This window comes from Mesorhizobium sp. LEGMi-168a (genome assembly GCF_058312955.1).
In genome coordinates, this window is sequence record NZ_JBZEGV010000023.1 from 98,674 (window position 1) to 110,007 (window position 11,334).

13 protein-coding genes and 1 tRNA gene are annotated in these 11,334 nt (G+C 63.9%); 7 read left to right on the forward strand and 7 right to left on the reverse strand.

Going from position 1 to position 11,334, the window contains the following annotated elements; all coding sequences use genetic code 11:
• Nucleotides 1-4: 4 nt before the first annotated feature.
• Nucleotides 5-340 (forward strand): hypothetical protein, encoded by a 336-nt coding sequence (locus AC4FWB_RS25335; RefSeq protein WP_491028964.1) that lies wholly within the window; start codon nucleotides 5-7, stop codon nucleotides 338-340.
• Between the two features lie 98 nt (nucleotides 341-438).
• Here AC4FWB_RS25335 and AC4FWB_RS25340 read toward each other — a convergent pair whose 3' ends face one another.
• The 4 genes from AC4FWB_RS25340 to AC4FWB_RS25355 form a co-directional block, all read right to left on the reverse strand.
• Nucleotides 439-855, reverse strand: coding sequence for a curlin (locus AC4FWB_RS25340; RefSeq protein ID WP_491028965.1), 417 nt, complete (start codon nucleotides 853-855; stop codon nucleotides 439-441).
• Between the two features lie 198 nt (nucleotides 856-1,053).
• Nucleotides 1,054-1,452: a curli-like amyloid fiber formation chaperone CsgH gene (gene csgH / locus AC4FWB_RS25345; protein ID WP_491028966.1), complete on the reverse strand. Its 399-nt coding sequence runs from the start codon at nucleotides 1,450-1,452 to the stop codon at nucleotides 1,054-1,056.
• 62 nt (nucleotides 1,453-1,514) lie between these two features.
• Nucleotides 1,515-1,952, reverse strand: a complete 438-nt coding sequence (locus AC4FWB_RS25350) for a curlin (protein ID WP_491028967.1) — start codon at nucleotides 1,950-1,952, stop codon at nucleotides 1,515-1,517.
• Between the two features lie 359 nt (nucleotides 1,953-2,311).
• A tRNA-Ala gene (locus AC4FWB_RS25355) sits at nucleotides 2,312-2,387 on the reverse strand.
• 141 nt (nucleotides 2,388-2,528) lie between these two features.
• Here AC4FWB_RS25355 and AC4FWB_RS25360 point away from each other — a divergent pair.
• Complete coding sequence (locus AC4FWB_RS25360; RefSeq protein ID WP_059189536.1) at nucleotides 2,529-2,819, forward strand: YggT family protein; 291 nt, start codon at nucleotides 2,529-2,531, stop codon at nucleotides 2,817-2,819.
• A gap of 15 nt (nucleotides 2,820-2,834) precedes the next feature.
• Nucleotides 2,835-3,146 (forward strand): DUF167 family protein, encoded by a 312-nt coding sequence (locus AC4FWB_RS25365; RefSeq protein ID WP_491028968.1) that lies wholly within the window; start codon nucleotides 2,835-2,837, stop codon nucleotides 3,144-3,146.
• A 235-nt stretch (nucleotides 3,147-3,381) separates the two neighbouring features.
• Here AC4FWB_RS25365 and AC4FWB_RS25370 read toward each other — a convergent pair whose 3' ends face one another.
• Genes AC4FWB_RS25370 through AC4FWB_RS25380 form a run of 3 tightly spaced genes read right to left on the reverse strand, consistent with a single transcriptional unit; the run spans nucleotide 3,382 to nucleotide 6,097 of the window.
• Entirely contained in the window at nucleotides 3,382-4,263 is an 882-nt protein-coding gene (locus AC4FWB_RS25370) for a MurR/RpiR family transcriptional regulator (RefSeq protein WP_491028969.1), read from the reverse strand.
• Entirely contained in the window at nucleotides 4,260-5,324 is a 1,065-nt protein-coding gene (locus AC4FWB_RS25375) for an ABC transporter ATP-binding protein (RefSeq protein WP_491028970.1), read from the reverse strand. The genes AC4FWB_RS25370 and AC4FWB_RS25375 overlap by 4 nt, the downstream gene beginning before the upstream one ends.
• Before the next feature lie 2 nt (nucleotides 5,325-5,326).
• A complete protein-coding gene (locus AC4FWB_RS25380) occupies nucleotides 5,327-6,097 on the reverse strand; it encodes an SDR family NAD(P)-dependent oxidoreductase (protein ID WP_491028971.1) in 771 nt (256 codons plus the stop codon).
• 172 nt (nucleotides 6,098-6,269) lie between these two features.
• On the opposite strand from AC4FWB_RS25380, the gene AC4FWB_RS25385 reads away from it, so the two are divergent.
• The 4 genes from AC4FWB_RS25385 (at nucleotide 6,270) to AC4FWB_RS25400 (ending at nucleotide 11,272) form a co-directional block, all read left to right on the forward strand.
• The gene (locus AC4FWB_RS25385) at nucleotides 6,270-7,499 is read left to right on the forward strand and encodes an ABC transporter substrate-binding protein (protein ID WP_491028972.1); all 1,230 of its coding nucleotides are present in this window, start codon (nucleotides 6,270-6,272) and stop codon (nucleotides 7,497-7,499) included.
• Nucleotides 7,500-7,971: 472 nt separating this feature from the next.
• Nucleotides 7,972-8,841 (forward strand): carbohydrate ABC transporter permease, encoded by an 870-nt coding sequence (locus AC4FWB_RS25390; RefSeq protein WP_491028973.1) that lies wholly within the window; start codon nucleotides 7,972-7,974, stop codon nucleotides 8,839-8,841.
• Nucleotides 8,838-9,665, forward strand: a complete 828-nt coding sequence (locus AC4FWB_RS25395) for a carbohydrate ABC transporter permease (RefSeq protein ID WP_491028974.1) — start codon at nucleotides 8,838-8,840, stop codon at nucleotides 9,663-9,665. Before AC4FWB_RS25390 ends, AC4FWB_RS25395 begins: the two co-directional genes overlap by 4 nt.
• Nucleotides 9,666-9,745: 80 nt before the next feature.
• Nucleotides 9,746-11,272: a M81 family metallopeptidase gene (locus AC4FWB_RS25400; RefSeq protein WP_491028975.1), complete on the forward strand. Its 1,527-nt coding sequence runs from the start codon at nucleotides 9,746-9,748 to the stop codon at nucleotides 11,270-11,272.
• Nucleotides 11,273-11,334: the final 62 nt, after the last annotated feature.

Sequence of the window (11,334 nt, forward strand, 5' to 3'; positions counted from 1 at the left end):
GTCGATGAAATTACCTGTTCTTGCCCTTGCCGGCGCCATGCTGGCACCGATATCCGCGGTCCAGGCCGCGCCCATGATCGCTGCGCCGGATAGGGACAGCCTGATTCAGGAGGCGCACGTGTCATGCGCGTACCTGACCGAGGACGGCTACTGCGTGCGGCCGCACAAGAAGCATACGTACTGGAAGCCCAAGCACCACTACCGGCAAATCTATCGCACCTATGAGCCGCAACAGCCGGACGAGTACTACTGGCGCTATCAGCGTCCGCGGCCGATTATCCGGGTCATTCCCAACTATCCGCCGCAGGACGAAGACAATTGGGATGACTGGGACGATTGAGGCCGAAAGCTGCCCTTGCTGGCCGCATGGGCTGTAGCGACGGATACGTGGCCGGACAGCCGTCCACGTATCGTATCTGCAAGCAGGCGACTTCTCGCCTACCAGCCGAACAGCAGGGCTGCTCCGCTTTGCCCGTCGCCGGCCTGAGCGACGTTGGCGTCGGTGTTTCTGCCGAACTGGAAAATGCCGTAGGAATTGTCGTTGCCGTCCTGCCGCAGGGCAGCGGAGTGTCCGCTGCCCTCCTGTCGAATTATGCCGAGATTGCCGGCCCCGTCCTGACCTATGCCGGCACGGTTGTTCCGCCCTAGCTGCCTGATATGGGCGCCGCTGCGCAGCCCGTTGTAGAGCGAATAGGCGCGCAGGCCGAGATCCAGCGCCCGCGCATCGCGGGCCGTCCGGGGCGAGTAGTAAAATCCGATCGACCCGCCCGCTTTTGCCGGAGCTGCGACAAGGGGCAGGCCGATCGCCGCGGCGAGCGCGGTGGCTTGGACGAGCTTTGTGATCTGGCGGTTCATGTTACAACTCCTGGCGGGTTCGACCGTTGATGAGGAACAGTCGCATAGCCAGGCTGAACCGTGACGGAAGGGTTCGTTCAGGAGCGGTTCAAGACCTGGGGCGTTCACCTTTCAGGAATCACCCCAGGGCGTGGTGGAAATGGCGAAGGGCTCCGGTTGCCCGGAGCCCTTTCTTTCGATCGGTTGGATAGCCGGCGTTCAGGTCGCGCCGGACACCTGCTTGACGCAGCTGACGCTCGTGCCGCCTGCGGTCACTTTCAGCTTTACGTCGTAGGCAGCGCCATTCGTCCCGACGCTCATCCGGCCAAGCGATGCGGGAATGCCCGGGCCGGCTTCGAAAGCGCCGCCCTGCTGGATGTTGACGGAGCCGGACGCGCCGCCTCCCGAGACGCTGACCGTGTAAGTGCCGCTGATGCTCGTGTCGGCATAAACCACGGGCTCCAGCAGGATGGCGTCGCCTTGAACCGTATCTCGTATCTCGCAGCGCAGCGGCCCGGAATTCGAGCCATCCTTGCCGGCCGTTGCGCCGGCCGCACCGGCGGCGATCACAGCCAGGAGCGCGGCCGATGCCGCTGTTCGTTTGCCCAGTTTGGTCATGGATGATCTCCTTGCCATTTCAGGATGGCGGGCCGGCAACACCGTTGCCGGCCGTCCATTGTTCAGGGGCAGTCCTGGACGAAGGCGGCGACGTTGCCGCTGCCACCCTGGCCGACGTCGGCATTGCACCCGTGGCCGACCTGGACGCCGGCGGCGATGTTGCCGTTGCCGTCCTGCGTCAGGATCGCGGTGTGGTTCGAGCCGAACTGGCCAATGCCCGCGGCGTTGCGGTTGCCGTACTGATAGGTCGCACCGTGGTTGTTGACGCCCTGCTGCCCGATCACCGACAGGTTGCGATGACCATATTGCTGGCCGATCGCGGTGTTGAAGCGGCCATCCTGGTGGAAATGGATGCGGTTGCGGTAGCCGTGCTGGGCGCCGCCGGCGGAATTGCGCCAGCCATATTGTTCGATGTTGACGTCATTGGCCATGGCGGGCGCGACCGCGGTCAAGCCGACGACGGCGGCAAAGGCTGTGGTGATGATTGATATGCGGGTCATTGGACTTCTCCTTCTACGCGGCAGGGGACCGCTGAACGGCCCCTTTGTAGGAGGGTGGCCCGGAACGGAGGCTGAAGGCTCCATTCAGCGAAAATTCATGACCGCTCCGTTCGGACGTTTCGGGGCTGGAGCAATCCCGCCATTCGGTTTGGCGAGGTCACAATTCAGGACGTCTTGCTGCCGAGGAGTTTTGACCGAAAATCAGCGCTGGAGAGGTGGCGCTGCGGGCGCGCCGAATCTCGTGCGACGGAAAACAAAAAGTGATTTTCGGGCTGGCCTAAAAATGCAGAGGTTGTTCGGTTAGCTATGGGCTTGCGACCGCGGGCAGGCCGGCACGACGGCGGCTCACAAAATCCGGCTGGTGGAGCTGAGGGGGATCGAACCCCTGACCTCATCATTGCGAACGATGCGCTCTCCCAGCTGAGCTACAGCCCCGTTCCAGCGGATCGGCTTGTATCGGTCGCGGCCGTTTGATGTCAAGGCGAAACGGCAGCCCGGCGTCGATGCGCTGTGGGCGGCGGGCCTTGCCGGTTCGCCAAGCAATGGCTACATGTCGGCGACAATTTGGAGACCGGCATGATCGCCCTCATTCAAACCATCGTCATGGCGCTCGACCTCTATTGGTGGGTCATCATCGCCTCGGCGATCTTTTCCTGGCTTTATGCCTTCAACGTCGTCAACTCGCGCAACCAGTTCGTCGGCACCATCGGCAACATGCTCTACCGGCTGACCGAGCCGGCGCTCAGGCCAATCCGCCGCTTCATGCCGGATCTCGGCGGCATCGACATCTCGCCGATCATCCTGCTTTTGATCATTTTCTTCATCCGGCAGTTCCTGCTGACGACCGTGCTGTCACTGGTCGCCTGAGGTCCGGCCCAGTCGATGAGCGCGCCGTTTCGCCCGCGCGAAGATGGCATCGACCTCTACGTGCGGCTGACGCCGAAGGCGGCGCTCGACCGGATCGAAGGCGTCGAGACGGCCGCGGACGGACGCAGCCATCTGAAGGCGCGCGTGCGCGCAGTGCCGGAGAACGGCTTGGCCAACAAGGCGCTGGAGCGGATGGTGGCGAAGGCGCTGGGTGTGCCTGGCTCCGCGGTGTCGGTGGTTGCCGGGGGTACGTCGCGGCTGAAGACATTGCGGATACAAGGTGAGGTGGCGGCGTTGGTGAGGCGTATCGAGGCGCTTTCCACGTAATCCAAAAATTGAGATGCAGGCGGGACAGCGCCCCCCTCTGTCCTGCCGGACATCTCCCCCACAAGGCCCACAAGGGGGAGATCGACTGTCACCGCGGCTTTCGCCAATTACTGACGTTTCAGGATTGAGCGGAGCGCCGAAACTGCCAATCTCCCCCCAAGCGGGGGAGATGGCCGGCAGGCCAGAGGGGGGCGCGAAGGATCGCCAACGCCGACGGCGCAAGCCGCTGCAATCTTCAATCCCCCAGCGGCAGCCTGGGGTCGTCTACCTTCAGCGTGTTCACGCTCTGCTTGATGCGGCGCAGGTTCTCCAGCACCTTCGGCCCGCGCGATTCCGCCACCGTGGTGGCGATCATGTCGACGATGGCGAGCAACGCGTAGCGCGATGAGGTCGGCTTGTAGATGTTGCCGTCCTCGAAGGGCTGCAGAAGGATCACCGTGTCGGCGACCTTGGCCAAGGCCGAATCCGGCGCGGTGATAGCGACGGTGGCGGCGCCGTATTGCTGCGCGACCTCCACCGCCTCGATCACCGAGCGCGCATAGCCCGAGACCGAGAAGGCGACCAGCGTCGTCTCCGGCGTCGCGACGGCGGCATACATGCGCTGCAGCTGGCCATCGATCTGCGCGAGCGCCGAAAGCCCCAGCCGGAACAACCGGTTCTGCATCTCGGTCGCCATCATCGAGGAAATACCGCCGGAGCCGATGCACAGCACATTGCCGGAGCTGGCGATGCGGGCGGCGACGTCCATCAGCGTCGTCATGTCGAGGTTTTCGCTGGCGCGCTGGATGGCGGCGATCGCCGCCTCGGTGATGGCTGAGGCGATGCGCTGCTCGCGCGCATCGCGGCTCAGCGGCTCCGGCGACAGATACTGGCCGCCGATGGCGATGGCCTGCGCCAGATAGAACTTGAAGTCGCGCAGGCCCTCGCAGCCGAGATTGCGGCAGAAGCGGGTGACTGTCGGCTCGCTGACGCCGACGCGCGCGGCAATTTCCGAGATCGCGGCCTTGGAAGCGAAATCGAGATCGGAAAGCACCAGCCCCGCCAGCCGGCGGTCCGACTTGGTGCCGTCCTGCGACATCAGTTGCAGGCGGGTGATGATGTCGGCCGGCGTCTTCATAGGGGGAGGCCGGTCGCCTTGTCGAAGAGATGGATGTTGCGCGGGTCGACGGTCACCGGTAGCCGGTCGCCCGGCTTCACCTGCAACCGGTCGCGGAACACGGCGCGTACCGTGTCGCCGTCGATCGAGCCATAGACATGGGTCTCCGAGCCGGTCGGCTCGACGACATCGACGTTGATGGCGATTGCATCATCCGCTGTGCCGATGACGAAATGCTCGGGCCGGATACCGGCTTCGACGGTGTCGCTGCCGGAGGCAGCCTTGCCGGCAAGCGCCAGCCGGCCGCCCTTGGTCTCGAACCATGATTTGCCGTCCGTCGATTTGAGCGCGCCGGAAACAAAGCTCATCGAAGGCGAGCCGATGAAGCCGGCGACGAATTTGTTGGCCGGCCTGTCGTAGAGTTCCAGCGGCTGCCCGACCTGCTGGATGCGGCCGCGATCCATCACCACGATGCGGTCGGCCATGGTCATGGCCTCGATCTGGTCGTGGGTGACGTAGACGATGGTCGATCTCAGCCGCTGGTGCAGCGCCTTGATCTCGGTGCGCATCTGCACGCGTAACTGCGCGTCGAGGTTGGAGAGCGGCTCGTCGAACAGGAACACCGAAGGCTCGCGCACGATGGCGCGGCCCATGGCGACGCGCTGGCGCTGGCCGCCGGACAACTGCCTCGGATAGCGGTCGAGATAGGAGAAGAGATTCAGCACGCCGGAGGCCTTCTTCACCTTGTCGTCGATCGCCGCGCGGGTTTCGCCGCGGATCTTCGGGCCGAAGCCGATATTGTCGGCGGCCTTCAGATGCGGAAACAGCGCGTAGGATTGGAACACCATGGCGATGTTGCGCTTCTGCGGCGGCAGGTCGTTGGCGCGAATGCCGCCGATGACGAGGTCGCCGGAGCTGATCGTCTCCAGTCCCGCCAGCATGCGCAGCAGGGTCGACTTGCCGCAGCCGGATGGGCCGACCAGCACGACGAACTCGCCGCTTTTGATGTCGAGGTTGATGTCCTCGAGGATTTTGTGCTGGCCGAAGGATTTCGACAGGTTGCGAAACAGGACGTCGGTCATGGTCACGCTCCCAATATGTTGTCGATGAAAGGCAGGTAGCCGGCCGTCAGTCCGGCGTCCACCGGCACCACCGCGCCTGTTATGCCGGAAGCCCGGTCGGAGGCAAGGAAGGCAACGGCTTCGGCGACTTCCGACGCATTGACGATGCGGCCGAGCGGATAGAGCCGCTTCAACCGGCCGAGGATTTCCGGGTCCTTGGCGAGCCGATGGTCCCAGGCGGCGGTGCGGATCGAGCCGGGGCAGACGACATTGGCGCGCACGCCGCTGCGGCCGAGCTCGACGGCGACCGACTTGGCGTAGGCGTTGATGCCGGCCTTTGCGGCGGCATAGGCGGGGTTGCCGAAATGGGCGATGGCGTTGACCGAGGAGATGAAGACGACGCTGCCCGCGCCGCGCCCCGCCATCGCCTTGATCAGCGGGTCGGCGAACGTCATTACCCCGGTGAGATTGAGGTCGAGTTCCTGCTCGATCCTGTCCGCGGTCAGCGCATCAAGCGTCTCCGCGCGCGTCCAGCCGGCGTTGTTGATCAGAATGTCGGGGACGCCGTCCTTGTCGAGCAAAGCGGGAACCGCAGCTTCGATCGAGGCGCGGTCGAGCAGGTCGAAGACGTGGCGCGAGGCGATGTGCGGACTGGCGAGTGCCTCGGCCGACTGGTCGCAGCCGACGATGCGGGCGCCACGTTCGGCCATAAGCGTCACGATCGCCGAGCCGAGGCCGCCGCCAGCGCCGGTGACGACAATTGTCTTGCCCTCGAAATCGGCCTTTGACACCACGATGCGCGCTCCTCCGCCACGTCAAACAGCGACAGAACGCTACTCAACGAAATGTAATTTAGCAACATAATAAACTGCTTGCATCGGGCAAAACCATCGATAATGTAGGAAAGTCACATAAATCCTGTGCCTCAAGGGCCAGGCGCGAATGCGCATCATGGGAGGAAATCAGATGAGCCTTGCGAAATGGACTGTCGGCCTGTTGGCCGGAATGAGCATGCTGGCGCTGGCAGCGCCCGCCGATGCCGGCGAGGTGCGCGTCACCGTCGCCGAATACAGCGCCAAGACCGGCCCCTATTTCGAAGCGGTGAAGAAGGAATTCGAGGCGGCCAATCCCGGCATCACGATCAAGTACGAGGTCGTGCCTTGGGATGTGCTGCTGCAAAAACTCACCACCGACATCACCGCCGGCACCAATGCCGACCTTTCGATCATCGGCACGCGCTGGCTGATCGATTTCGTGCAGCAGGATGTCGCCGAGCCGCTCGACAGCTACATCACGCCCGAGTTCAAGGACCGCTTCATCGACACCTTCCTGCAGCCCTCGATCATGGGCGGCCACACCTATGGCCTGCCGATCGCCGCCTCGGCGCGCGCCATGTATTACAACAAGGAACTGTTCGAGAAAGCCGGCATCGCCAAGCCGCCGGCCACCTGGACCGAGCTGCAGGAGGATGCACGCAAGATCAAGGCGCAAGGCGCCTTCGGGTTCGGCCTGCAGGGCAAGGAGATCGAGACCGACGTCTATTACTACTACGCGATGTGGTCGCAGGGCACCGAGATCCTCAACAAGGACGGCACGTCAGGCCTCGGCACGCCTGGCGCGCTCGAGGCCGCCAAGCTTTACAAGTCGATGATCGACGAGGGCCTGACGGAGCCCGGCGTCACCTCCAACAACCGCGAGGACGTGCAGAACCTGTTCAAGCAGGGCAAGGTCGGCATGATGATCACCGCGCCCTTCCTGTCCAACCAGATCAAGGAAGAAGCCCCGAGCCTGAAATACGGCGTTGCCGCCATTCCGGCCGGACCGACCGGCGCGCGCGGCACCTATGGCGTGACCGACTCCATCATCATGTTCAAGAACTCCAAGAACAAGGACGAGGCCTGGAAGCTGCTCGACTTCCTGTTCACCAAGGAGCAGCGCGCCAAGTTCACCCAGGGCGAAGGCTTCCTGCCGGTGAACAAGGAAGAGGCGAAGATGGACTATTACGTCAACAATGCCGATCTCGCCGCCTTTACAGCGCTTCTGCCCGACGCCCGTTTCGCGCCGGTCATTCCGGGCTGGGAGGAAATCGCCCAGATCACGTCGGACGCCATGCAGAAGATCTATCTCGGCAGCGCCGAGCCGGAAGCCGCCCTGAAGGAGGCGGCGGACAAGGCCAATGGCGTGCTGAAGAAATAGGGCGTATCTCCCTGCGCCCGTGGCGCGCCCCACCCGTCGGGGCGCGCCACATCCTTTTCCCGGTCTTCAGCAGAAAGACAGAATCATCGATGTCAGCGCCGCCCCAGCTAGCCTCCTTCCTCTCCCTCCGGAGGGGGGAGAGGTGGCTCGGCGAAGCCGAGACGGAGTGGGGGAACCACCTGGCAACCGCCGCGAACGGACTTACGAAGGGCACTCGGCGCAAGCATCGCCTCGCCTTGTGCCAAGGGCCCACTCCGTCGAGCTTCGCTCGACACCTCTCCCCCGATCGACGGGGGGAGAGGAAGGGCTCTCTTCCGCAACCGCCGCGAAGGACGGCCAGAAAGGTGAGGAACAGCGCCGCCACTCGCTAGGAATCCTGAAGCGGTGTCCTGAGAAGAACGAGGCGGGATTAAGTCAATCTGTTAAGCCAGCGCAATCCAATCTCCAGCCGCAACGCAGTACAAACCGGTCGATGCAAAATCGTTTTTTGCCCTATCTGCTGACCTTGCCCAGCCTGTTCCTGGCGGCCGTGGTCATCTTCTGGCCGGTCTGGGATCTCGTGCAGATCTCGACGCATGACGTGAACCGCTTTGGCCAGCTGCGCGACTTCAGCGGCCTGGCCAATTTCTGGGCGCTCGCCGCCGATCCTGACTTTGTCGCCGCCCTCTGGCGCACGGGTCTATGGACCGTGCTTGTGGTGGGCGGCGCGCTGCTTCTGTCGATCCCGGTGGCGATGATCCTCAACAGCGATTTCTACGGCCGCGGCCTTGCCCGCGTCATCATCATGCTGCCCTGGGCGGTGTCGCTGACGATGACGGCGGTGGTCTGGCGCTGGGCGCTCAACGGTGAAAGCGGCATGCTGAATTCGGCACTGATGAAGCTCGGGCTGATCAGCCAGAACATCCAGTGGCTGGCGAGCGCCGAGACCGCGTTCCCGATGCAGGTGCTGATCGGCATATTGGTGACGGTGCCGTTCACCACCACGATCTTCCTCGGCGGCCTGTCCTCGATCCCCGACGACCTCTACGAGGCGGCAGCACTCGAGGGCGCAACGCACTTCCAGCAATTCCGCGAGATCACCTTTCCGTTGCTGAAACCCTTCATCAACATCGCGATCGTGCTGAACACCATCTATGTGTTCAACTCGTTCCCGATCATCTGGGTGATGACGCAGGGCGGGCCGGCCAACTCCACCGACATATTGGTCACGCATCTCTACAAGCTCGCCTTCCGCATCGGCAAACTCGGCGAGGCGTCAGCGGTGTCGCTGGTGATGTTCGCCATCCTGCTCGTCTTCACCATGATCTATGTGCGGCTCGCCATGCGGGAGCAGCGCGCATGAGGAACGGCAAGCTCAAACGCACGATCATCGCCTGGCTGCTGCTCGCGCCGTTGATCGTGGTGACGATCTTTCCCTTCGCGGTGATGTTTCTCACCGCCGTCAAGCCTCGTCCGGAGGTGCTGACGCCAACCTGGTGGCCGAGCGAATTCCGCTGGTCGAATTTTGCCGACATGTGGGTGGCGACAGGCTTCGGCCAGGCGCTTCTCAATTCGCTCTATGTCTCGGCGCTGGCCACGATCGGCGCGATTCTGATCTCGGTGCCGGCGGCCTACGCCATGTCGCGCTTCCGCTTTGCCGGCTATGGCGCCTTCCGCCAATTCCTTCTGATCTCGCAGATGATCTCGCCGATCGTGCTGGTGCTCGGTCTGTTTAGGCTGATGGCCGCCTGGGGCCTGGTCGAGAGCACCACCGCGCTCGGCTTCATCTATATGGCGTTCAACGTGGCCTTCACGGTCTGGATGCTGCAGAGCTATTTCGACACCATTCCGCGCGATCTCGAGGAGGCGGCGTGGATGGAAGGCGCCGGCCGCTGGCCGACGTTGCGCAAAGTGTTCCTGCCGCTTTGTTTGCCGGCGATTGCGGTGACGGCGATCTTCACCTTCATCAACGCCTGGAACGAGTTCGTCGTCGCGCTCACCATGCTGCGCAGCCAGGAAAGCTACACGCTGCCGATCCAGGTTTTCTCGCTGGTCGCCGGCCGCTATACGATCGAATGGCACCATGTGATGGCGGCGACGCTGCTTGCCACCCTGCCGGTAGCGATCCTGTTCATCTGGCTGCAGCGCTACCTGGTCCGGGGCCTGGCGCTCGGGGCCGTAAAATAGCAATCCCAGCAATTCCAGGAAAAGTGTGTAGCGGTTTTCCGCCCGGAATTGCGAAAAACAGAAAGTCCCACGGAGTTTTGATGCGCATTTTCACCGCCTCGCTAGCGACGGAAACCAACACCTTCTCGCCGGTTCCGACCGACCGGGCTTCGTTCGAGATGGCCTTCTATGCCGGGCCGGGCAAGCATCCGGAGACGCCGACGCTGTGCTCCTCGCCGATCGTGGCGCTGCGCCGGCGTGCAGCCAAGGAGGGGCTCACCGTCATCGAAGGCACTGCTACCTGGGCCGAGCCCGGCGGGTTGGTGCAGCGGCAGACTTTCGAGACGCTGCGCGACGAGATCCTCGACCAGCTCAAAGCCGCCCTGCCTGTCGATGCCGTCATCCTCGGCCTGCATGGCGCGATGGTGGCGCAGGGCTATGACGACTGCGAGGGCGATCTGCTGGAGCGTGTGCGCGCCATCGTCGGGCCGAAAGTGGTGATCGCCTCGGAATTCGATCCGCACAGCCATCTGACGCCGAAGCGCGTCGCGGCCTCCGACATCATGGCCTATTTCCTCGAATTCCCGCACACCGACTTCTACGAACGCGGCGAGCATGTCGTCGAGCTCGGCCTTGCCGCGGCGCGCGGCGAGATCAAGCCGGTGATCTCGACCTTCGACTGCCGCATGATCCAGGTGCTGCCGACCAGCCGCGAGCCGATGCGTTCCTTCGTCGACCGCATCAAGGCGCTGCACGGCAAGGACGGCGTGCTGTCGGTGTCGGTCATCCATGGCTTCATGGCCGCCGACGTGCCGGAAATGGGCACGCGCATCCTGGTCATCACCGACAACGACAAGGAAAAGGGCGACAAGCTCGCCGAGACGCTGGGGCGCGAGCTCTATGCGCTGCGCGAAAAGACGGCGATGACGATGCTTTCCGCATCCGCCGGCATCGAGCGGGCGCTTGCCGTGCGCTCGGCGCGCCAGGACAAGCCGGCGGTGATCGCCGACATCTGGGACAATCCCGGCGGCGGCGTGCCGGGCGACGGCACCATCGTGCTGCGCGAGCTGTTGGCGCGGGGAATAAAGAGCGTGGGCGTGGCGACGATCTGGGACCCGATCGCGGTGACCTTCTGCCATGCGGCCGGCGAGGGCGCGGTCATCGACCTGCGCTTCGGCGGCAAGGCCGGACCCCAGGCCGGCGAGCCGGTCGACGCGCGCGTCACGGTGCTCAAGGCCGTCAACGAGGGCTGGCAGAGTTTCGGGCCGAGCCGGGTGACGCTCGGGCCGTCAGCGGTGGTGCGCATCGAAGGCACCGAGGTCGACGTCATCCTCAACACCAACCGCACCCAGACCTTCGAGCCGGACGTCTTTTCGAACATCGGCATCGATCCGCTGTCGAAGGACATCCTGCTGGTCAAATCGACCAACCATTTCTACGCCGGCTTCGCGCCGATCGCCGCCGAGGTGATCTATGTCGCGGCGCCGAGTTCCTATCCAAGCAATCCGGCGGTGACGGATTACAAGAAGCTGAAACGGCCGATCTGGCCACGGGTGGCGGATCCGTGGAAAGGCGCGGCTCCCCCTTCTCCCCTTGTGGGAGAAGGTGTCGCCGAAGGCGACGGATGAGGGGTGTTGCAGGGAACGCCCGCGGCTCACTCCGCTGGAACACCCCACAACCCTCTCGGCGC